General features: G+C 51.3%; 25 protein-coding genes and 1 riboswitch. Of the genes, 10 read left to right on the top strand and 15 right to left on the bottom strand.

Translation table 11 applies throughout. The features are described from left to right. Positions 1-29: 29 nt before the first annotated feature. Positions 30-746, bottom strand: a complete 717-nt coding sequence (locus tag EDM55_RS05305; RefSeq protein WP_246070931.1) for a TetR/AcrR family transcriptional regulator — start codon at positions 744-746, stop codon at positions 30-32. Between the two features lie 187 nt (positions 747-933). Here EDM55_RS05305 and EDM55_RS05300 point away from each other — a divergent pair, with 187 nt between their 5' ends. The 3 genes from EDM55_RS05300 (at position 934) to EDM55_RS05290 (ending at position 2,660) form a co-directional block, all read left to right on the top strand. Next, complete coding sequence (locus tag EDM55_RS05300) at positions 934-1,386, top strand: cytochrome P450 (protein WP_092266258.1); 453 nt, start codon at positions 934-936, stop codon at positions 1,384-1,386. Between the two features lie 156 nt (positions 1,387-1,542). Beyond that, a complete protein-coding gene (locus EDM55_RS05295; RefSeq protein ID WP_122959783.1) occupies positions 1,543-2,325 on the top strand; it encodes an SDR family NAD(P)-dependent oxidoreductase in 783 nt (260 codons plus the stop codon). 20 nt (positions 2,326-2,345) lie between these two features. Next, positions 2,346-2,660 carry a hypothetical protein gene (locus EDM55_RS05290; RefSeq protein ID WP_246070932.1) on the top strand — a complete coding sequence of 105 codons (315 nt, stop codon included), beginning with the start codon at positions 2,346-2,348 and terminating at the stop codon, positions 2,658-2,660. 62 nt (positions 2,661-2,722) lie between these two features. On the opposite strand, the gene EDM55_RS05285 is transcribed toward EDM55_RS05290, so the two are convergent. The 8 genes from EDM55_RS05285 to EDM55_RS05250 form a co-directional block, all read right to left on the bottom strand. Next, positions 2,723-3,253 carry a peroxiredoxin gene (locus EDM55_RS05285; RefSeq protein WP_122959782.1) on the bottom strand — a complete coding sequence of 177 codons (531 nt, stop codon included), beginning with the start codon at positions 3,251-3,253 and terminating at the stop codon, positions 2,723-2,725. A gap of 155 nt (positions 3,254-3,408) precedes the next feature. Continuing rightward, positions 3,409-3,939 carry a cupin domain-containing protein gene (locus tag EDM55_RS05280; RefSeq protein ID WP_092266528.1) on the bottom strand — a complete coding sequence of 177 codons (531 nt, stop codon included), beginning with the start codon at positions 3,937-3,939 and terminating at the stop codon, positions 3,409-3,411. Then, positions 3,891-4,727: an ATP-binding cassette domain-containing protein gene (locus EDM55_RS05275; protein WP_092266256.1), complete on the bottom strand. Its 837-nt coding sequence runs from the start codon at positions 4,725-4,727 to the stop codon at positions 3,891-3,893. The genes EDM55_RS05280 and EDM55_RS05275 overlap by 49 nt, the downstream gene beginning before the upstream one ends. Further along, positions 4,724-5,695, bottom strand: coding sequence for an ABC transporter ATP-binding protein (locus tag EDM55_RS05270; protein WP_174769288.1), 972 nt, complete (start codon positions 5,693-5,695; stop codon positions 4,724-4,726). Before EDM55_RS05270 ends, EDM55_RS05275 begins: the two co-directional genes overlap by 4 nt. A gap of 19 nt (positions 5,696-5,714) precedes the next feature. Beyond that, the gene (locus EDM55_RS05265) at positions 5,715-6,602 is read right to left on the bottom strand and encodes an ABC transporter permease subunit (RefSeq protein ID WP_174769289.1); all 888 of its coding nucleotides are present in this window, start codon (positions 6,600-6,602) and stop codon (positions 5,715-5,717) included. 15 nt (positions 6,603-6,617) lie between these two features. Next, the gene (locus tag EDM55_RS05260) at positions 6,618-7,622 is read right to left on the bottom strand and encodes an ABC transporter permease (protein WP_092266255.1); all 1,005 of its coding nucleotides are present in this window, start codon (positions 7,620-7,622) and stop codon (positions 6,618-6,620) included. A gap of 25 nt (positions 7,623-7,647) precedes the next feature. After that, on the bottom strand, positions 7,648-9,267 hold the full coding sequence (locus EDM55_RS05255) for an ABC transporter substrate-binding protein (protein ID WP_218033697.1): 1,620 nt from the start codon (positions 9,265-9,267) through the stop codon (positions 7,648-7,650). A 64-nt stretch (positions 9,268-9,331) separates the two neighbouring features. Next, entirely contained in the window at positions 9,332-10,045 is a 714-nt protein-coding gene (locus EDM55_RS05250; protein ID WP_092266254.1) for a M15 family metallopeptidase, read from the bottom strand. Positions 10,046-10,321: 276 nt separating this feature from the next. Between EDM55_RS05250 and rtpA the strand changes: the two genes are divergently transcribed. After that, on the top strand, positions 10,322-10,546 hold the full coding sequence (gene rtpA / locus EDM55_RS05245; protein ID WP_122959781.1) for an anti-TRAP protein: 225 nt from the start codon (positions 10,322-10,324) through the stop codon (positions 10,544-10,546). 14 nt (positions 10,547-10,560) lie between these two features. On the opposite strand, the gene EDM55_RS05240 is transcribed toward rtpA, so the two are convergent. The 6 genes from EDM55_RS05240 to EDM55_RS05215 form a co-directional block, all read right to left on the bottom strand. Further along, the gene (locus tag EDM55_RS05240) at positions 10,561-12,258 is read right to left on the bottom strand and encodes an ATP-binding protein (protein ID WP_122959780.1); all 1,698 of its coding nucleotides are present in this window, start codon (positions 12,256-12,258) and stop codon (positions 10,561-10,563) included. Between the two features lie 106 nt (positions 12,259-12,364). Beyond that, positions 12,365-12,577 (bottom strand): hypothetical protein, encoded by a 213-nt coding sequence (locus EDM55_RS05235; RefSeq protein ID WP_139228055.1) that lies wholly within the window; start codon positions 12,575-12,577, stop codon positions 12,365-12,367. Beyond that, complete coding sequence (locus EDM55_RS05230) at positions 12,574-13,683, bottom strand: GerAB/ArcD/ProY family transporter (RefSeq protein ID WP_092266249.1); 1,110 nt, start codon at positions 13,681-13,683, stop codon at positions 12,574-12,576. The genes EDM55_RS05235 and EDM55_RS05230 overlap by 4 nt, the downstream gene beginning before the upstream one ends. A gap of 2 nt (positions 13,684-13,685) precedes the next feature. Next, complete coding sequence (locus EDM55_RS05225) at positions 13,686-14,870, bottom strand: Ger(x)C family spore germination protein (RefSeq protein WP_122959779.1); 1,185 nt, start codon at positions 14,868-14,870, stop codon at positions 13,686-13,688. A gap of 7 nt (positions 14,871-14,877) precedes the next feature. Further along, positions 14,878-16,299 (bottom strand): spore germination protein, encoded by a 1,422-nt coding sequence (locus tag EDM55_RS05220; protein WP_092266247.1) that lies wholly within the window; start codon positions 16,297-16,299, stop codon positions 14,878-14,880. A gap of 172 nt (positions 16,300-16,471) precedes the next feature. Then, complete coding sequence (locus tag EDM55_RS05215; RefSeq protein ID WP_122959778.1) at positions 16,472-16,696, bottom strand: hypothetical protein; 225 nt, start codon at positions 16,694-16,696, stop codon at positions 16,472-16,474. Positions 16,697-16,828: 132 nt separating this feature from the next. Next, a riboswitch (cobalamin riboswitch) is annotated at positions 16,829-17,043 on the top strand. A 125-nt stretch (positions 17,044-17,168) separates the two neighbouring features. Between EDM55_RS05215 and cobO the strand changes: the two genes are divergently transcribed. From cobO to cbiB, 6 genes are read left to right on the top strand one after another with little or no spacing between them, the layout of a single operon-like run. Further along, entirely contained in the window at positions 17,169-17,717 is a 549-nt protein-coding gene (gene cobO, locus EDM55_RS05210; protein ID WP_122924231.1) for a cob(I)yrinic acid a,c-diamide adenosyltransferase, read from the top strand. Continuing rightward, positions 17,717-18,823 carry a threonine-phosphate decarboxylase CobD gene (gene cobD, locus EDM55_RS05205; protein ID WP_092266244.1) on the top strand — a complete coding sequence of 369 codons (1,107 nt, stop codon included), beginning with the start codon at positions 17,717-17,719 and terminating at the stop codon, positions 18,821-18,823. The genes cobO and cobD overlap by 1 nt, the downstream gene beginning before the upstream one ends. Continuing rightward, positions 18,820-19,365 (top strand): bifunctional adenosylcobinamide kinase/adenosylcobinamide-phosphate guanylyltransferase, encoded by a 546-nt coding sequence (gene cobU / locus EDM55_RS05200; protein WP_092266243.1) that lies wholly within the window; start codon positions 18,820-18,822, stop codon positions 19,363-19,365. The genes cobD and cobU overlap by 4 nt, the downstream gene beginning before the upstream one ends. Continuing rightward, positions 19,362-20,099, top strand: coding sequence for an adenosylcobinamide-GDP ribazoletransferase (gene cobS / locus EDM55_RS05195; RefSeq protein ID WP_122959777.1), 738 nt, complete (start codon positions 19,362-19,364; stop codon positions 20,097-20,099). The genes cobU and cobS overlap by 4 nt, the downstream gene beginning before the upstream one ends. Then, on the top strand, positions 20,096-20,719 hold the full coding sequence (locus EDM55_RS05190) for a histidine phosphatase family protein (protein ID WP_122959776.1): 624 nt from the start codon (positions 20,096-20,098) through the stop codon (positions 20,717-20,719). Before cobS ends, EDM55_RS05190 begins: the two co-directional genes overlap by 4 nt. Beyond that, the gene (gene cbiB / locus EDM55_RS05185; RefSeq protein WP_122959775.1) at positions 20,716-21,669 is read left to right on the top strand and encodes an adenosylcobinamide-phosphate synthase CbiB; all 954 of its coding nucleotides are present in this window, start codon (positions 20,716-20,718) and stop codon (positions 21,667-21,669) included. The genes EDM55_RS05190 and cbiB overlap by 4 nt, the downstream gene beginning before the upstream one ends. Positions 21,670-21,701: the final 32 nt, after the last annotated feature.

Here is a 21,701-nt window from a genome sequence, read left to right as displayed (position 1 = left end):
GAGGGCTTTCGCTGGCTTTTCTGTTTCGTTCATAGAGAGGGGGCCAGAGGGGACGTGTTCCCTGCCCTCGTTTCGTCCTCGAGATTCAGCTGGTTGGCATTCAGCACGATTTCCCGAATGTAGCGGACCGCATGCCGTGCGGCTTCCTCTGGCGCGTAGCTGCTGCGATTGTTCAGGAAAGCGGTAAACATGCCTTGCCAGATCAAGAGGGTCAGCTCGTTGACAGCCTCGATTTTTTGCTGGAGCAAAAAGCCCTCCTTGACGAGAAGCTCCAGGCTGATGAGGCCGCGCCTGTTGATGTTGTACGTGCCCAGCATCGGCTGCAGCTCTTCCGGGATCGCAATCAGATCAGCAGGATAGACGCTGTAATAGTGCGAGAGCAGCTCCTCTGGCTGGCTCCCCAGGTCAGCGATGAAGATCGCATGAAAGATTTGCGGATTTTGAAAGGAATGCTGGCAAAAGATTTCCCATACGCGCAGGTAGCGCTCCTGTGCCGAAAGCTGTGGGTCCTGATAGGTCTGAACAACCGCTTCCGTGTAGGGCTTGAGAAACTTCATGGCGGCAAAAAACACGAGATGGGAAAGCTCGCTGAAGTAGTTGTAGATCGTCGCACTGTTATAGCCTGCCCGATCGGCAATTTTACGGATCGTGACGTTGGGTACGCCTTCCTCCAGAATGATATCAGCCGTAGCCTCCACAAAATACTTCCACATGCGTGTTCGTTGAATCGTTTTGTTTTTACTCACCGTTATCACCTTATCCTACTTGCCAAGCCATGAGCCGTGCATTTTTATTTATCGTTAGTTTACTATGGACGGCCCGACAAGAAAACGGGTTCTTGATGGTCATCCGGATTTACACGGGTAACGGATAGGACGGCAGGACAAAATAGGTACGCCAAAGTGTGGCAGTGGAACTACATTTTTCTGAACGGTGAGGAGGGAGCATAACCCGATCTTCTTCGATGAGCAGCAGCGCAAACAGCCGGAGTTAATTCCGCAGGCTTGTGAAGAAGTGCTGCGCTATCATTTTATCGCGAGCCTGGACCGTGCCGTGAAGGAGGATACCGACGTTCTCGGCGTACCCATGAAGCGTGGCGAGATCGTGATCGCCTGGATGTCTTCTGCAAACCGCGACGAGCGCCAGTTTGTAGGCGGAGAGACTTTTGATATTCACCGGCAGAACAGCAAGGAGCATCTTTCCTTTGGCAACGGGCAGCACTTCTGTTTGGGCGCTCCTTTGGCGAGATTGGAAACGCAGTACGCGATGACATCTTTTATGAAGGAGTTCGCCAATATTCGTCTCGTAGAGGGGTACCGCCCTTGGGATCATCTCGTTTCCCATGGCTCTACACTGACCAGCCTGCCCATGTATATCGATCGCTGATACTAACTCCTGCCGAGAGCCGAAACCGAGGCTGCACTTCCAAGGAAGAAGCGTCTGTTTGAAAGGACAGGGGGACGGTATAATGAATGGGAAAAATTTGCAAAGAATGTAGACGTCCCTATCAACCTATCGGTATGGAGCAGGAGGTATCAGGCGATGAATCTGGGTTTGCAAGGAAAAACAGCGATTGTTACGGGAGGCAGTAAAGGCATCGGATTTGCAACCGCCATGGCATTGGCAGCAGAAGGAGCGAAAGTAGCGCTTGTTGCCCGTGGTTTGGAGGCTTTGCAAAAGGCAGCGGAGCAGATTGCTGCACAGACGGGACAGGAGCCGTTGGTCATTGCCGCAGATGTGTCCGAGGAGCAAGATGTTCGCATGGCTGTGGAGAAGACGGTAGAGCGCTTTGGCAGCGTGGATATTTTGGTCAACAATGCAGGCACGTCTGCTGCACGTCCATTTGAAGAAGTGTCCCAGGACATGTGGGAAGCCGACCTGGATTTGAAGCTGTTCGGAGCGGTTCATTTTTCGCGGGCTGCTGTTCCGTACATGCGTCAAAACGGAGGCGGAGCGATCTTGAATGTGACGGCGGTCGGCGGCAAAACACCGTCCGCTTCCTCGATGCCAACCTCTGTGAGTCGGGCTGCTGGTCTGGCTTTGACCAAAGCGATGAGCAAGGATCTCGCACCAGACAACATCCGAGTCAATGCGGTGTGCATCGGTTTGATTCGCAGCGACCAGATCGAGCGCTTCTGGCAAGCATCAGCGCCAGAGCTTACCTGGGATGAGTTTGCAAAAGACCCTCGCCATGCGATTCCACTCGGACGAATTGGCCAAACGGAAGAGGCGGCAAAGGTAATCACATTCCTGGTATCAGGTGCTGCTTCTTACGTCACCGGTACTTCGGTGAACATTGATGGAGGAAAAGCAGCTGTTCTGTAAGCTGCCAGTGAGGAACGGTCATGATGTGTGCAACATTGGAAAAAGCTTTGCGGACGGTACTCGACAACTGGGAAAAGATGAAGAAGAGCCACGAAGATGACGCTGCAGATGATGCCGAGCAGTTCGAGGCTTCCTTTTACAAGTGGATCGAGGCGGTACGTCAGTGGTACAAAGAGCTGGAACAAAAGCCAACGAGCCTGGAGGACGCGCTGCTCCTGCCAGAAATGGCAACCAGCATGGAGCTTCTGCCTGTCGAGCTTCGGTTGAATTTTGAAACGGAGCTGGAGCTGATCGTAGAGGGACAGGAGAGAATGGAAGACGAACGGTACGATTAAAAACGTCCTACATAACGAAAACCGCATGATCCCTCGGGAACGTGCGGTTTTTTGTTTAGGGGTTAGGAAATCGTTTTTTGCCCAGGATTCCAGTCCATCGGGCACAGTCCACCAGACTGCAGCGCGGAGATGACCCGAAGCGTCTCGTCTACACTGCGCCCGACTTTTGAATTGGAGATGACGGAATATTGCACGATACCTTCCGGGTCAATGATGAACGTTGCACGCAGCGGTGCTTTCGTCGCTTCATCAAGGACGCCGTAGTTCATGGTCGCTTCTTTGCTATAGTCAGATGCGAGAGGGAAAGACAGCGGGCCAATCCCGTCACCGGATCGCATCCATGCTTTATGGGTGTGAATGCTATCGCCACTGATGCCCAGTACCTCGACATTCAGATCCGAAAATTCTTTGATTCTGCGATTCAGGCTGAGAAGCTCGGTTGGGCATACTTTGGAAAAGTCAAAAGGATAAAAGAACAGCATGAGCCATTTGCCGCGGTAATCGACCAGGCTCTTGGGGATGGGGAAGCCATTTTCAAACGTAACGGTGTCCATGGTGAAATCAGGTGCGGGAAGTCCGATGCGTGCTGTCATGTAGGTCTCTCCTCGTTTCTGTAGTTCTTGGGTATGTAATTCCTGGTAATAAAGTAACATGATATTAGTTTAGATTCAATATTAAATTATAATAATTAAAAATAAGAGGAGTCTTCCGCCGATGAAGCAGGGGGAAACTCCTCTTTTCTCTATGGCTACGTCGCTCTCGCCCAGACAGCGAGCGAGACAGATTTGCCCGGATTGATGAATCGATGGGGTGAGGTGCTGTTGAAGCCTATGCTGTCGCCCTCGTACAGGTGGTATTCCCGATCGGCCAGAAGCACTTTCAGCTCGCCTTGCAAAATGTAGCCGCACTCTTCCCCGGAGTGGGAGATTTGCTCCTGCTCCAGTGTTTCTCCTGGCTCAATCTCAATCAGCAGAAACTCGATTTTGCCTTCCTGCAGAGGGGTGAGCACATGGTATTTCGTCATCGTATTTTTCAGCTGGATAATCTTGTGCAGCCCTTTGCGGATGACGGGTTCATGATCGTCCTTTACTCGGAAGAAATGGTTGATCGGCACTTCCAATGCGGAACAGATTTTCCAGAAGGTGCCCACGGTGGGGTCTACCAGTCCGCGTTCGATCTGTGACAACAAGCTCATGCTCAGTCCAGTCTTATCGGCGAGATTTTGCAGGGTCAGCTGCTTTTGCTTGCGGATTTCTCTAAGCTCTGCTCCGTTGAACATTCATTATCAACCTTCTTTGCATGGAGACTAGGTAGGGAGGACAGCAAGGTTTGGGTGTATGCGTCCTTGGGGTTGTTGAAAATGTCGGCGACCGTTCCCGTTTCCACGATGCGACCCTTTTGCATGACGGCCATGCGATCGCACATATAGCGGATGACAGACATGTTATGGGAAATGAACAAATAGGTAAGGTTGCGCTCACGCTTCAGCTCCTGCAGGAGATTCAGCACATGAGCCTGCACGGACACGTCCAGCGCAGAAGTAGGTTCGTCGAGTACGACAAAAGCCGGATCTGTGATCAAGGCACGGGCGATTGCAATCCGTTGGCGCTGCCCACCGCTGAATTCATGCGGAAAGCGATTCAGATGCTCGACTTTCAGCCCGACACGTGTGATGAGGGCATGCAGCTTTTCAGTCGTTCCCTTGGCTTTTCGCTCCGCAGCCGGCAGGGCCTGCAGCGGCTCCATAATGATTGATTGCACCCGCATGCGAGGGTCGAGCGAGGATTGCGGATCCTGAAAGACGATCTGCATTTCGCCCGGCTTCAGTCGATTGAATTTGTTGTCCGTCCAAAGTGGAGTGCCGTCATACAGGAGTGAGCCGCTTGTCGGATGCTCCAGACCTGTAATCATTTTACCGATCGTACTTTTTCCCGAGCCGGATTCGCCAATCAGACCGAAAGTTTCGCCTCGAGCGATGGAAAAATCGACCCCGGAGACAGCGTGAAAGCTTTGACTGCCTTTTCGGTACTCTTTGCCGATACCTGCTACTTGCAGCAATGGATTCATTCTGCTTCCCTCCTCCAGCACGCGACTTGATGGGTATGAACTCCGTTGTACGCTTGCTCCAGCACAGGAGATTCCTCTACGCAAATCGGAAGCGAATCTGCACAGCGCGAAGCAAAGACACACCCACGCGGGCGATTGCGCAGATCGGGGGATTCACCTGGAATGGCGGAAAGCGCCTGTCCCGGCACTGCGAGATCGGGGAGGGCACCAATCAGCGCCTTCGTGTAAGGATGATTCGGTCTATGCAGCACTTCCTCTGTCGTTCCTGTCTCGACGACCTCACCCGCGTACATGACCACGACGCGTTGGCATACCTCGGCGACGACACCCAGATCGTGCGTAATCAGCATGATAGAGGTCCCGCGCTTGGCGGCGAGATCCTGCATGAGCTTGAGGATTTCGTGCTGGATGGTCACGTCCAGAGCAGTAGTCGGTTCGTCTGCAATCAGCAGATCGGGCGGAGCTGACATAGCGAGCGCGATGACGACGCGCTGTCTCATCCCACCGCTCAGTTCAAACGGATATTTGCGGGCGACGAGCTCTGGGTCGTTGATCTGTACCTCTGCCAGGCTAATGACCGCCTGCTGGTAGGCCTCGCGGTAGGAGATTCTGCGGTGGCGATGAATGACCTCTGCGAGCTGATCCCCAATGCGCATCGTAGGATGCAGGGCTGTCATCGGCTCCTGAAAGACCATACCGATCTCTTTTCCGCGCAAAGCCTGCAATTCCTTTTTATCGAGAGTGAGGATATTTCTTCCTTTGTAGGTAATTGAACCTGCCGGGATGGACGCATTCTTCTCCAGCAGGCCTAAAATGGTCAGAGCGGTAACGGACTTGCCCGATCCAGACTCACCGACGATTCCGACGATCTCTCCTTGGTTGATGGAGATCGAGACATTTTTTAACGCTTTGATCTTGTCTTGCATGGAGGTAAACTCAACAGTCAGTTCTTTGATTTCCAGCAGCATGTGCCATTTCTCCCTTCATTCACCGGTTGGCTTTTGGATCGAGAATGTCTCGGATTCCGTCGCCGATCAGATTAAAGCCGCAGGAAGCCAAGAACAGCGCAAGCCCTGGAAATGTGGGATACCACCAGTAGTCCAACAAGTACTTCCAGCCGATACTGATCATCGCGCCCCACTCTGGAGTTGGCGGCTGTGCGCCCAATCCGAGGAAGCCTAAAGTTGCGACCAGCAGGATGGCGTCGCCGATGTCCAGGGTGACCTGGATGACGACAGGGGAGAGTGCGTTCGGAATGATATGACGGGCAATAATGCGCCAAGGCTTGATGCCAAATGTGACAGCTGCTTTGACAAACAGCTTTTCCCGCAAGGCGAGCGTTTCGGCACGCGCCAGACGGACGTAAACAGGAATTTTGATGATGGCAATCGCGAGCATGGCGTTTTGCAGGTTGGGACCCAGCGTGGCAGCAACGGCCATAGCCAGGACGAGAGAAGGAAACGCCAGCACGATATCCATGAGACGCATGATGATCTGATCCAGCTTTCCTCCGAAATAGCCGGAAATCGCTCCGATCACGGTACCGATCAGACCTGCGCCGAATACGACGGCGACACCAACGCCGAGGGAAAGGCGCGCTCCGTACAGGATGCGGGTGAAAATGTCCCTGCCGACTTCATCGGTGCCAAACCAGTGATCCCCGCTCGGTGGAGCGAAGCGCTGGGTGATGTTGATTTTGGTCGGATCATACGAGCTGATCAAGGGTGCGAAGATCGATGCGAGCAGGATGAGAAGCAGCAGAAACAAGCCAAACAGCGTCAGCGGATTTCTGCGGATTTTATACCAAAAGGGGTTGACCGGTTTCGTGGTTGCCACTTTCGAGATACTTTCTGTATTCGCAGTCATGCCAGACATCGGAAATCCCCCTTTCTATTCCTTAATTTGTGGATCGAGTGCGTAATAGGTGAGGTCGACGAGCAGGTTGATGATCACGTACCCGAACGAAATGACAAACGTAAAGCCCATGATCGCCGGAAAGTCGAGGAACGCGATGGATTCGACGACGTATTTTCCCATACCGGGCCAGCTGAAGATCGTTTCCGTGACGACGGCTCCGCCTAAAAGGGAACCGAAGGATAGTCCAACGACGGTTATGGTGGGAATCAGCGCATTGCGCAGGGCGTAGCGGAAAAGCAGGACAGGCCCGTGAATGCCGTTGGCAAGAGCCGTGCGAATGTATTCTTGGCCGAGAACTTCCAGCATGCTGGCGCGTACCTGGCGGGTAACGATCGCGAGCTGGGCAAAAGCGAGTGTGCAAGCAGGCAGAGCGAGATGCCAAAGACTATTGCCAAAAGCTGTCCAATTGCCCGTGATGAGGCTGTCGAACAGGTACAATCCTGTGATGGTAGGTGGCGGTGTTACTGTCAAATCGATGCGGCCGCTAGACGGCAGCAGGTCAAAAAACTTGTAAAATACCAAAATCCCGATCAGTCCGCTCCAGAAGACGGGAGTCGAGATACCGGCGATGGAAAAAAAGCGCCCGGCGTGATCCCAGCTTGTATCCTTTTTGACGGCGGACAGGATGCCGATGGGAATCCCGATGACAATCGCGATGATAAATGCGGTCAAGGCTAGCTCCAGCGTGGCAGGGAAAAATTTGATCAGATCGTCGACAACGGGCTGCTGTGTACGGATCGAGCTGCCAAAGTCACCTGCGAGAAGTCCTTTCATATACGTAAAATATTGGACCCAGACCGGCTGGTCTAGGCCCAATTGACGGCGGACTTCCTGCAGTGTTTCCTCACTGGCGCGTTGCCCTACCATCATTCGAGCAGGATCTCCGGGGATGACATGGGAGAGAAAGAACGTGATCAGCGTCACACCCAAAAGAACCAGCACGAGCATGGACAGGCGTTTGGTGATGATTTGTCTCATGAGGAAGACACTCCTTCAAACGGCTTTATTTTGACATTTCGGCGAGGTTGTAAATCCCCTCTAGCATCGGGTTGTAAACAAAGCCTTTTACGGACTTACTGACAGGGAGCAAGAAATCCTTCTGGTACAGATAGAGGTAAGGAGCTTCGTCGATTGTGATCAGTTGAGCTTCCTTGTACAGCTTTTCGCGCTCGGCTTTGTCGTTGATAGAAGCGGCTTTGCGTACCAGCTCGTCCACTTTGTCATTTTTATAGAAAGCGCGGTTTCCAGCGAGACCAAAGTTCACGGAGTCAAACCAGTAGTTCATGAACATGTACGGATCACCGAAGTCAGGGCTCCATACACCCATCGCGAGGTCAAACTCTCCTTTGTCGATCATTTCACGGGAAGTCGCATACGCAATTTTCTTCAGATTCAGCTTTACGCCAATGTCAGAGAAGAAGGCTTGCAGGGCGAGTGCTTCTGTTTCCCACCAGGCTTTGTTGTCCGAGTACAAGAGGTCGATCGTCAGGTTAGTAGCGCCTGCTTCTGCCAGAAGTGCTTTTGCCTTTTCGACGTCACGCTTGTATTGAGGGGCGGATTCGTCATAGCCCCACAGACCTTTTGGAATTGGGCCGCGCATTTGCGTCGCGTAGCCTTCCTGTACAGATTCTGTCAGCGCATCGTAATCGATTGCGTAGCTGAGCGCTTGGCGTACTTTTGGATTTTGCAGAGCCGGGTTACCTTTTGTGGAGTTTACGTAGATGTAATCGACAAACAGGCTAGGCTGCTGCAGGACTTCCACGTTTGGCAGGTCTTTGAGAGCTTTGAGCTGTTCGTTTGGAATACCTTCGGCGATATCGATCTCGCCTTGTTCGAGCTGCAAGCGTTGTGCTGTAGCATCTGGGATGATTTTAAAGAAGATGTTTTGGAGTGCAGGCTTCACAGAGGAGTTGGGATTGAGTGTTAGCTTGAGGTATTCGCCTTTTCTCCATTCGGAAAGCTGATAGGGACCGCTGCCCATGGTGTTGTTTGCGAGGAAGTTTTGGCCGAGATCGCCGTTTTGTTCCTTTTCCATGACCTTTGGATTGACGATGCCGCCATAGTTGGCTGCCAAGGTGGAGAGGAACGGCGGGAAATTTTTCGAGAGTACGAAGGTGACGCTGGTCGGAGAGTCTACTTTTATTTCTTTAATGACGCTGTAGACATCTGCAGGACCTTTTTTGATTTTCAGTGTGCGATCAAAGGTGAATTTGACTGCTTCAGCTGTGACAGGCGTACCGTCGGAGAACTTGTTGCCTTCTGCGAGCGTGAATGTCCAGGTAAGACCGTCTTCGCTCACTTTCCATTCTTTTGCCAGACCCGGCTTCACTTCAGTCGTGCCACCGTCGTATTCGACCAGGCGCTGGTAGGTAGGATAGGTGATTTTCCAAGCGCTGTTGTCGAATGTGACAGCTGGGTCCAGTGTGCCTTGATCGGATGTGATCCCGACGAAGAGCGTGTCAGCAGGCGTAGTAGACGCTGGCTTCGCGGCCTCGGCAGGCTTGCTTTCCGCTGGCTTGGCTTCTCCTTGGGATTGGCTTGCTGGCGTGCTTGAACACGCAGAAACCATCAGGGAGAGGACGAGCAGGGAAGAAGTGAAGAGAGATGACCATCGACGCTTCAATGAATTCGACCCCCAATTACTATAGTATATTTAATTAATTTTTAATATATTGCAAATATTGACGTTATTCAACAATTTTTTCGTTCATTTCCAAAATCCCGCCGTAGAATGGCTGCCCATTCGTTTGACGTGCCCAGGAGCGGGTGCCGTACTCGTAATGCCACCACTCGTTGGAATAGTTGGTGAAGCCGGCATCGATCATGATGTGATAGAGGAGACGTCGATTGTTGCGAATCTCGATGTCCTTTTCGCTAGGCGCAGAAAGCTCTTCGAAGTGGCGAGTCAGCGCCTTCTCGGTAAAATCGTCAAAGTCTGTCCCCATGTCAAGCCAGCCTTCTGGTCCTGCTATCGTCAGATCGACGGCTCCTCCCGTGAGATGGGGAGAGGGAATCAAAATATCGGTGGTAGGCTTGGCCACGAATTTGCTCAGCTCTTTTGTGATCTCCTCTTCGTCCGTCCAGCCCTGTGCAATCAGATCCTGGCGAAAGCCTTCGTACAGGGACGCTTGTACTTCATGTGAGCGCCAGCCGTCGAGCACAACCAGCTGCAAGCCAGTGGGAAGACTGTCAGCGGCAAGGATCAGCCTGTCAGCGACTCCTTTGCGCAGGTAAGCTTCTGTCTGAGCGCCTGGATAGCCGAGATGATAGTAGGCTGGGTAGACCGTGATTCGGGGTGAGATGGTAGAGAGAGGGATCATCGCTTCGCCGCATTCCACTACTGGAGGCGTGTAAGCCGTTCGATCATCGTGTTTTGCTGGGATCAGAGGATAGTTGTTCATATCGTTCACCTCCTTGGTAGGTTGATGTTTGGTAGGATTGGATGACTTTAGGAAATATGGTAACGGAAAATTCGTTTTTAGTAAACTGCAATTATATTTAATTTTCTGCAATTATCTGATGGAAAGGGAGAAGAAGGGGTATCGCCAGCGAGTTTGCAGAGACCTCCAGCTGAAAAGGGGCGGTTCAAGACGAAAAAGTATCGTCTGAACCGCCGCTAAATGAGTTGAAGGACCCTCTAATCTTTTGGTATGGTAACCTAAGTATGGAAGTGTTGGATGCTCGCAGATCCAGTAGAACGCGTACACCAAAAAAGGAAGGTGAGAAAAGTGTCAGTCACGATATCAACCGATGATCTAGAGCTGCCATGCCCGCATTGCAATGGGAAAAAATATGTAATTTCGAACGAGGAAAAGGCAGCTTGTCCAAAGTGTGACGGGAGAGGAGTTATCTTAACTGCACTTGGTCAAACTTTGCTTCACTTTATAAAAAAACATTCGTAAATCCTTATGATTTTTTACAGCCCGGATAATCGAATCTCAATGGTTGTTCCCTTCTGTTCCTCGCTGGATACGTGAACGGTTCCATCGTGGTTTTCGATTATTTTTTTGCTTACCATGAATCCTAGACCGGTTCCTTTTTCTTTGGTTGTAAAAAAAGGTTGTCCCAATTTCTCCAGGACATCTTTGGGAATTCCAACTCCTTGATCAATAAAGCGAATGGAGACGGTCTCCTTTTCCACCTCCAGCTGAATCGTCAGCTCCCCGCCATCTGGCATGGCTTCAATGGCATTCTTGATAAAGTTGATGCACACTTGCTTCAGCTGGTTTTCCTCACAGGTTACATAGATGTCATCCGCAGCGGACTTCATCACGATTTGTACGTTACACATGTTTGCTTGGGCCTCTAAAAGCGTGACCACTTCTTTCAGCAGCGAGCAGACATTCTTTCGCTGAAAATGAGCTATTTGCGGCTTGGCCAGCAGGAGCATTTCACCGAGGATCAAGTCTATACGGTCAATTTCCGACAGCATGATGTCGTAGTATATACCGTTTTCCAAGGCTTGAGATTTTAGCAATTGCAAAAAACCTTTAACAGAAGTCAAAGGATTGCGGATTTCATGGGCGATACCGGCGGCAAGCTCACTTACGACAGACAGCTTTTCTGTTCGGAGCAGAAGCTCTCGTGCCTGTTTTTCTTCCGTAAAATCGCGAATAATCGAAGCCCATCCACTGACTTGATCGCTTTCGTCCCGCAATGGGAAACAGGATATTTTCACATTGCGCTCGTTTCCGGCCTTTGTTTTCCGAATGGTTTCGAAGCCTTGAATATATCGCCCCAATAATGTTTCCGCTTGATTTTTTTGGACTTCCCACTTTCGCTCATGGGGGATGAGCGGCAGATCTTCAGCGTGTACTCCCATGATTTCATCGGAGCTCCAGCCGAATACTTTCTCGAATGAAGCGTTTGTCCGAATGACTTGATTGTCATCATTAAAAATCAAAATCGGGTCTAAATTCCGGGTAATGAATGATTCCAGCTGATAGGTGGTTGTCTTTAGCTTGCTCTTTGTTTCATTATGTAAATGCTTATTTTGCTCCCAGATCCGCTTCTGCTCTTCTTGAAGAGACAGGGACGGAAAGGTGACGGATCTTTTCTCATAAAAACTAGACTTCTTCAATTCTTTATCCGTCATGAAGTACTCATGGGTTTTCATCATCTCATTCATAAAAGAGGCGGATACTTGCCTGCCATTGTACGCGCAAACGGACAGGAGCCCCAGAGTGTTCACGGTGTGGTCTGAAATTGTTTCAAAGTGCCCGAGCTTCTGGAGAATTTCCTCCTGCTCCTTCCATTCCACTAGTGCCCATGTTCGGATTGTGAGATTTTGATGCAGCAAGGGACGCAGAATATTTTTAAAATGCTCCAAAATCGTATGCGAATGAAAGTCATGATGTGCCGCATAAAATTCATGGCTGTCAACAAAATGAACCAATCCCATCCGATCCTGCGAAGTTTCCTGTTTAAGCTTTTGGCCAATCTTCCAAAGATGCTGCTTGGTATCAATCAGCAGCAGATGATGCCCCTGTTCGATCCCCGTTCGAATATAAGAAACGGCATTTTCCAAATAGCTCTCAAGATCTTCGTAAAAATACAGGATATGGCCGCTTGAAATTTGTATAAGCTCGTTTAATTGAACATGCTGATTGTTCACTTTCCACCTCCGCGAGAGTCACAACCACTATCTTCTAATCATACCATTATTCGTCGCGGATCGAAGAGTATATAGGGTTGCTCCTTGTTTTTCCAAGGAAAATCTCTTAAGGCAGAAGATCAAAAAAACGATCGATAGTCCAAGCAACAATGGTATCTGGACTGAACGGATGCTTGAGCAGAATGCTCAGCCACACGAACAAGCCCAGGGTTGAGAGGATAAAAAAGAGGATGATCTCCCCTTTCTCATAGCCCCTTCGAGCGAAGACGTGCATCGGCAGGAAGGTTACCGCTGCATAGATCAGGACCAGCATGGTCATACGGACTCCTCACTCCCATGACGTACATGATTTCTACGCACCCAGCTGACAGCAATGAGCAGGAGCGGAATGAACAGACTGTATAGGAGCTGATAGGCGAAGTCATACTTGTGATCCCAATCCATCATCTCCACGACGTTTGCATGATCAGAGAGGGCAATGCCTGCAATCAGCCAGATGAGAGGAAAGGCGACAACCCCCCGCTGTTGGATGTGGAATAGCTGGCAAAGCGCCAATGTAGCGCAGTAAAACGAGACGGTTAGTTTAACAAAGATGGCAAAGATCCAAAACATGGTTGTAGTCGCCTCTACATGCTGGATGAAGTTGCCGAAATCGATTTCCTTTGCGATCGTAAACAGGGGGTAGGTCAAATGTGATGCGCGGACGACACCTAGTATGCCAATCGTAAGGAAGGTCACGAGAGAAAGCGTCAAGGACGATAAAACGACACCCTTTAGAAACGGCTTCACATACTTGCCGTCGTGGACGAGTGGGAAGATCATCAAAAAGGCACTCGTTTCCATGAACGGAAAAGCAAGCATTTGCCGATTTTCAATAATCGATTTCCACAAGTTCAGCTCGAAAACCGGTAAGAATCTCTCAAAGTTCCAATCTCCACCTCTCGTAATCCAGACGAGGGAAAAAGTCAAAAAGATCAAGGGTGTCAAAAATTCCGAAACCCTGCCGATCGTTCGGATTCCTTGGATGACAGCGTAGGTGCAGACGAGCAAAAACAAGAGGTGAAAGGCAGTGATCGGTGTTCGCGGCATGATGGTGGCTGACATGAAATCACCCAAATTTCGGACCACCCAGCTGGATAAATGGATGAAGTACCAGGCATACAGGAGTCCAAAGAGCGTCCCTGCTTTTTTCCCGAGAACCGTCAAGCAGATTTGTACGATGCTTTGACCATGAAACTTCCGGGCAAGCAGCAGCCAGAAAATAGCGAGAACCGTCCCGGCTAGGCCGCACCACAGCGGGACAAGCCAAGCATCTTGCTTGGTTGTGAAAATGAGTTCTCCCGGTCTTAGAAAAATGGCCGTACCCAATGTGTAGCTAAAAACCAAGAGAAACATCTGCCATGCTGTAATGCTCTTGCTTTCCATGATTACTCCCCTTTGTACGGGCTGATTAGGCTCCCGATCGTCTCAATTTTGTTGTGGGAAGAGATGACGACCTTTACTTTTTTCCAGCGGTCTTTATCTTCGGCAAGCCGCTTCCACTGGGCCCCTTTTTTTAAGTGAAGCAGATATTGGATCCCCAGGACGTCCCAGCCCTTTTTGCGAGAGTCCTCAATGAATCGCTGCGACTCTTTTTGGATTCTCTGATTGAATTCGGCTTCAATCTGGTTGAAGAGGGTAGTGGTGGTAGGGACTTTTTGGTCATTGAAGATGAGATTCGTGTTGGCAAAGATTTGGATGTGCAGGATCAACTCTTCACCGTGAAGCTCCAGTTTTTTCATGAGTCGTGTATTTAACGTCTTTACTTGCACAGACTCGCCGTTTATGACCAGGGTTTCCAGGAAGCGCTCGTGCTTTCTATTCAGGAGGTTATACCACTTCATTTCATCCTTGGTTAGCTTTCCAACCATGCGGTCATGAATAAACAGAGCCCCTCCGAGCAGAGCGATATTGCCATTGGTGCCCTGAATATGTTCGAGTCGGTTGGAGTTCTCTGATGATTTTTCCCCGATGTAGGTGATGATCGGAAAGACACTGATCTGGCCCGTCTCCATATTTTCGATCAGGTCTTTCATTCTCGTGTGGGTACTGATTCTTCCGGTCATTTCCGACTGATTTTCAATGATGGATCGCATGGAACGGCCAGGCAGCGGTTCGAGTGGAATGAAAGAATCCATGATCCGGTCAATAGGCGCATCGGATACAAGAAGATAGACGTTCGTGCCGCGCTCAGGATGGCCCTCCTTAAAATTCAGCAACTCTCGCAGACCGCTTTTTGCATACCGCTCGGAGACGACGATCGCCTGGTAATGCTGCGTAAAAAGCTGGCGGGGGATGACGTCGGGAGAAATATCTTCAAATTGATCGCCCAGTCTTTCGATAAATCTGTACGTGTAAACCGTCGCTTTTTCGGGAGCTCCTGCCTGTGTCGCGATCCCCTTTGGGTTAATCACTTGATAGTACAGCTCCTGCTTGTCAGTATTCTTGTGAGTGTCTACCCCAATCAGATTGACGATCGCCAGTTGATTGATTTCTTTCATATCCCAGCATCCAGCGAGAAGAAAGGAGGCTAGGATCACAACAACGGGCAGCTTCCATATGGCAGGGGGCATCAGTCATTCACCTCACTTTCCGCTTGGGGCGAAAGATTCTCGGCATCGTATGCATCCACTTTTTAGGTGCACGGACCAGCGTGTCTTTCCAGTCAGATAGGACAGTCGGGGCAAGAGGAGCGAAATAGGCGGTACCAAATGAGTCCAAGGAAACGAGATGGATCAACAGGAGCAGGAAGCCGCATAAAAGGCCAAAGAGCCCGATGAAGCCTGCAAGGAATAGAAAAAGGAACTGGATGATTCTCTGTGAGATGCCAAAGCTGTAATTGGGAGCAACGAAATTGGCGATGGCGGTCACAGAGACTACGATGACCATACCCGTGGAAACGAGTCCTGCTGCGACAGCAGCCTCACCGACGACCAGGGCACCGACAATAGAAATGGCTTGTCCCGCAATTCGCGGCATCCGCAGTCCCGCCTCTCGCAGTACCTCGAAAATGGTCATCATCAGGAGAGCCTCGAGAAAAGCGGGAAAAGGTACTCCTTCTCTTTGGGCGGCAAGGCTGATCAAAAGAGGTGTGGGGAGCAGCTCTTGGTTGAAGGACACGATGGAAATATACAAACCTGGCGTAAACACTGCCAAAAGAAACGACAGTATCCGCAGCCAGCGCAGCAAGGTGGCAAACTCCGCCCGTTGATAATAGTCCTCGGGGGTGACGAACATTTGAAAAAAGGTCATGGGAGCCAATATGGCGGTCGGGGTGCCCTCTGTCAAAATGGCTACTTTTCCTTCTAATAGGTGGGCAGTCACTACGTCAGGGCGCTCTGTGTTCAAGAGCGTTGGAAAAGGGGACCAAATGGTTTCCTGCAGCCATTCCTCAAGGTAGGAACTCTCCAAGACGCTGTCTGTCTGTATGGAACGCAGACGTGAGCATATCTTATCCACCGTCTCATCAGCCGCGATAGAAGATATGTAAACGACACTGCTCGTTGTCTTTGTGGTATGGCCTATGATGATTTTTTCAAAATGGAGCCTGGGATCACGCAGGCGCTTGCGGATTAAAGAGATATTGATCTCCAGTTCTTCGGTAAAACCTTCTTGGGGACCTCGTATCGAAGTCTCCGCAGTCGGCTCGGAAATGGCGCGGGTCGGAAATTTGGCTGTATCGAGTAGGAGGCAAGTAGACAATCCGTCGATGGCGATCAGGCATTTCCCCGCTAAAATTCCTTCCACACACGCTTGTACGGATGAGGCCTGTTGTTTTTCAGCAGCAGGCAAATATTCGTTGCACCATCGGAAGCTCTCGGCGGGATCATCTGTCACGCATGGCATATGCTCAGTTAGAGGTCGGATGACAAACTGGAGCAGCTGGTTTTTGTCCACAATGCTCGACACATAGACAAGCGATATTTTGTAAGGCGAGGAGACGACAGGGTAAACGGCTACATCCATCGACAAAGACAATTTCTGCAGGACGGCATCAAGCATTGGTTACTCGCTCACTCCCTTCCAACTTTCTCCTTATTAAGATTAGTTTGTTAAGAGAGTTGCCAAAATATCCAAGAAAAGGAGAAACGGGAGGGGAGCCCTCTTTGCAGCAAATAAAAGACGGGTACCTCTTGCAAGCCAGAGAGTGACTTGCGGGAGTACCCGTTTTTCCTTACCGAACGTATATTTTTGTTTTCGCTTTGCCTTCTCTTTTCACCCCATCGCTTTCCATTTGGAAGGCTACCTCGAGATTGTAGGTGCCTTTTTTCTCCGGATGGAAGCGATAGAGGTATCGGTATCCGCCGAGCTCTTCATCGTAAGTTCCAAAGATTTTATCAAGGCCAGGCTGATTCCAGGTGATGAGCTGATCGGAAAACGCTGGACTCTTTTGAACCATGTAGATGACATCTCTCTCACACCTTGTATGGAAAATAGGGGGAAAACACCTTTTTGCCAGCTTTTGCTTGAATCCCGACAGGCATTTGCTATTATTAAAACAAGTGTTTGTCATAGGAGTGAATGACAACTGAATAAGTTAGTACAAACAGGTCCTTGTTTCTGCGAAATCCTTTTGCAGGAGCAAGGTTAAAAGGGAAGTTTGGTGAAATGCCAACGCGGTCCCGCCACTGTAAGAGAGGAGCTTTTCTTCACGGCGTCTGCCATCCACTGCCCAATAGGGAGCGGGAAGGAGAAGGAAAGCGATGATCCTCGAGCCAGGAGACCTGCCTGTTTTTGTGTTTACACTGATTTCCTTCGGGTCAAAGGAAGAGGTGAGGATCGTTGCTTGCTTGCCATCCGCGCTTTGTTTTCCTTTTTTTGCATGAGGGAGAACAAAGCGTTTTTTTATTTGATTTTCAGGAGGATTTTCTATGAGTAAACAAGATGCAAAACGAGGCTTGCTGCTGGTCTATACAGGAGACGGAAAAGGGAAGACGACGGCGGCGCTCGGGCTGGCTGTACGTGCGACGGGACGTGGGAAAAAAGTGCTGATGGTGCAGTTCATCAAATCACCGGATCGTACCTATGGCGAAAAGCTCGTGTTTGACAAGATTGGCATCGACATCGTGCAAAAAGGAATTGGCTTTACCTGGACGAAGACGCCAGAAGAGCATCGCGAGGCGCTGCAAGCTGCGTGGGGCTATGCAAAAGAGCAGCTCCTTCACGGGGGCTACGATGTCGTGATTTTCGATGAGCTGAACAATGCGCTGGCGATCGACCGCTTCCCGATTGATGACGTGCTGCCGTTGGAAGACGTCCTAGAGACGATCAAAAGCAGACCGAAGCACATTCACCTCGTAATTACCGGACGCAGCGCCAAGCAGGAGATCATGGACATGGCAGATCTGGTCACAGAGATGAAGCCGATTAAGCACTATTACGACGAAGGAATTCCTGCCGTCCTTGGAGTGGAATTCTGATGAACGTCATAGAAACGTTTGGGCATGGAGGGAACCTGCTGACAGCTTCAGAGCGATTTGGAGTGTCTCCGGGGGACTTTCTCGATTACAGCGCTAATATCAATCCGCTCGGGATGCCAAAGAGTGTCAAACGAATGCTGGTGGCTTCCATTGCCGATGTCACGCAGTATCCAGACCCTGGGCATCGAGTATTCCGGGCCGCTTTGGCTACACGTCTGGGCTTGCCAAAAGAGTGGCTCTTGCCAGCGAATGGAGCAGCGGAAGCTATGGCACTGGCAATACTAGGGCTTCAACCGCAGACGGTCGGAGTAGTCTATCCGTGCTTTTCTGAATACGCGCAGCTGGCCACCCAATTTGGTGCAAAAGTCGTCAGCTGCTACGGCGTGGAAGAAAACGGCTATAAGCCAGAGATGGTCGAGGTGTACCGATTGTTCGAAGCGGCGGATCTGGTTTTCGTCGGATCTCCGAACAATCCGACGGGCATTTTGTACCAGCCGGATGAGCTTGTGAAAATGGCGGACTGGGCGGAGCAGACGAAGACGTGGCTGGTCGTGGATGAAGCGTTTCTCGACTTCGTGGAGGAGGAGAGACAGTATACGCTGGCCGATCAGCTGGAAAGCTTTCCACACGTCATCCTCATGCGTTCCATGACCAAGATGTACGCGATCCCCGGACTGAGGCTCGGCTATGCCATAGCGCATCCAGATGTGATCTGTCGCATGCGTGAAAAGCAGGTGAGCTGGAGTGTGAATGCACTGGCGCTGCGGGCAGGCGAGCTGTGTCTGCAGGAGCAGGAGTACGAGACAAAGACGCGAGAGCTGATTGCCGGGGAACGGACGTTCCTCACCAGCTTCATTCGGGAAGAGCTGGGGTGGAAGGTATGGGCTGGGGAAGCCAACTTCCTGCTGGTTCGCTCTCCCAAAGAGAAGACAGCGGAGCAATTGCAAGAGCTGCTCGGCAAAAAAGGAATCCTGATCCGCAGCTGTGCCATGTATCCCGGCTTGACTGCCCATGATGTACGCTTGGCTGTTCGTGGTCGAGAGGAAAACGAACAGCTCGTGTCAGCCCTGCTTGACATCTGGTGCGGCGGGAGGTGGGAGCGATGAGTCTCATCCTCGTAACAGGCGGAGTGCGTTCTGGAAAGAGTCGATTTGCAGAGGAGCTGGCAGAAAAGACGAGCCAATCAGTCCTCTATGTAGCAACGGGTGAAGCCTGGGATGAAGAAATGACAGCGAGAATCGCGCTGCATCAAGCACGTCGCCCCGCCAGCTGGGGATGTGTAGAGGTAGGAGGGCGTTTGACCGCAACTATTGCTTCAGCAGCCGGCTATGAGGTGGTGCTCATCGATTGCCTGTCGACTTGGGTGAGCAATCGGCTGATGGGCGTACCCGAGCAGGAGCTGCGAAGCGAGGCCATTACGCGGGAAGTGCTTCGTGACGCGCAGGAATGGCTGGAGACGATAAAGGCAGCTCGTCAAAAGCAGACGGTCATCGCCGTTACCAGCGAGGTCGGACTCGGTGGAGTAGCCTTGAGCCGACTGGGGCGCTGGTTCGCCGATGTGTTGGGAGACGTCAATCAAATGACGGCAAGGCAGGCGGATGCTGTCTACGCGGTGTTGTCCGGGATTCCTTGGAGGATAAAAGGATGAATGCGTTGTGGCATGCGATTGCGTTTTTTACGAGAATTCCCGTCCCGTGGCTGAAGCCTTCGGATACGGCTTGGAAGAAGAGTGTCAATGGGTATCCCGTTGTAGGGATCGTAATCGGGCTGATTTTATTGGCCGTACATCAAGCTGTCCTGTACCTGTTTAGTCCCTTTTTGGCAGCTGTTCTGACTCTCGTGATATGGGTGTACATGACGGGAGGACTTCATCTGGATGGGTGGATGGATTTGGCGGATGGTCTGGGCAGCAGCCGACCGCGGGCGCAAATTCTCGCCATTATGAAAGACAGCCGTGTAGGTGCGATGGGCGTGCTGGCAGCGATTCTGCTGCTGCTGCTCAAAACGGCTTCCCTGGCTGAACTGGCTTCTGCCAAATGGGCGCTGCTCGTCCTTGTGCCATTCGCGGCGAGGACGCATGTGCTGCTGTCGATCCGCTTTTGGCCGTATCTATCCGCTGAGAAAGGGATTGGCAAGGGCATCAGCGAGGGGCTGTCCTCATTTGCGATCTTGCTCAGCTATCTCTTCTTGCTCGCAGCTGGATGGTTTCTCGGTGGATGGGCAGCGGTGGCAGCCATCGCGGTATCGCTGCTGTTTGCCCTGTGGTTTTCGCGTACGGTCGCAGGCAAGCTTGGAGGTCTGAACGGCGACTGCTACGGGGCTGTGATCGAGAGCAGCGAGGCAGTCATGCTGCTCGTATTGGCAGGGAGCTGGTGGAGATGAAATGGCTCTGGATACGCCACGCAGAGACAGAAATGAATCGGCAAAAGCGGTATTTAGGCCACAGTGATGTCTCTTTGAACGAGCAAGGGCTGCATGAAGCAGAGGAACTCGCACAGAGACTGGCGGGGGATGAGTACGGTTCTGTTCAGCTCTATTCCAGTGATTTGCAGCGCTGCTTGCAGACGGCGAAGCCCCTCGCGTCTCGCCGGGGAGTGCCGATCGTAACGGTTCCTGCGCTGCGAGAGCTGTCCTTTGGCCAATGGGAGCTGCTTACATACGACGAACTGATGCAAAAAGACAAAGAGCGGGCAACACAGTGGTACGACGATCCCTTTGCGTACAGACCGCCAGACGGCGAAAGCTTGCTGCAGCTGGGGGAGCGGGTCGACGGGTGGCTGCGCGGAATGCTTCGTGAAGCACTCGCGCAAAAGCAAGGAGCGACAAAGGTATTGGTCACGCACGGGGGCGTTATCCGCTGGTTTCAGTCAGCCTGGCTTTTGCAGGATCCAAGTCGCTATTGGCAGACAGAAGGCTTGAAAAACGGCGAAGCCATGCTCGTGGAATGGAACGGCCAATGCTTTGTAAAGCAATCTCTTAGAAACGAGAGAGGATCAAGATGAACGAGGCTTTGATATTGGGTGCATCCTACCTGATAGATCGGGTGGTAGGTGATCCGCGCGGCTTGACGCATCCTGTTGTCATCATTGGCTGGTGGATTTCACGGTTGGAGACTGTCATCCGCGCACGAGTCAAAAAGGAAGAACATTTGAAAAGGGCGGGGCTCTTGTTTCCGCTGCTGATTGTCACAGGCAGCTATGCAGCAGTGTGGCTGATCGTCTGGGTTGCCGCATGGATTCATCCCCTCCTTGGCTGGTGCGTAAGTGCCTGGCTCATTTCGACGACGATCGCGACAAAAGGCTTGGCAGATGCGGGCTTGGACATTGCGAAGCATTTGCTGGCAGGTGACTTTGCACAGGCGAGGCGCTCGCTGTCGATGGTAGTCGGTCGCGATACTGAACATTTGGACGAATCGGAAATTTGCCGGGGTGCAGTGGAGACGGTGGCGGAAAACATCGTGGATGCAATCGTTTCTCCCCTGATCTACGCAGCCATCGGAGGTGCACCCTTGGCGATGGCGTATCGGGCAGCCAATACGCTGGATTCGATGGTGGGCTACAAGAATGAAAAGTATCTGAATCTCGGCTGGGCGTCTGCCCGCTTTGATGACGTACTGAACTACATTCCTGCTCGGCTCACGGCCCTTCTGCTGGTGTTGGCAAGTCAACTGGCGAATCTGGACTATCGGCAGTGCTGGGCGATGATTCGCCGTGACGCGCATTTGCATCCAAGCCCAAACAGCGGCTTGCCAGAAGCAGGCGTGGCAGGGGCTCTAGGGGTGCAGCTGGGCGGTCTGAATTTTTATCAGGGAGTCCCATCTGATCGAGCGAGGATGGGTGATCCGCTAAGACCCTTGCGTTCAGAAGATATTCAGTCGACCGTCCGACTGATGTATTTGGTTTCCTTGCTATGTCTACTCATTTGTATGGCGATAGCTTTCATGCTGGGGTAACGTGTCAAACGCATAGAAACCGTGAGAGAAAG

The organism is Brevibacillus centrosporus (assembly GCF_003710815.1).
Taxonomy (GTDB): domain Bacteria; phylum Bacillota; class Bacilli; order Brevibacillales; family Brevibacillaceae; genus Brevibacillus; species Brevibacillus centrosporus.
Note: the sequence above shows the minus strand (reverse complement) of the source record. Positions and strands in the feature narration are given on the sequence as shown.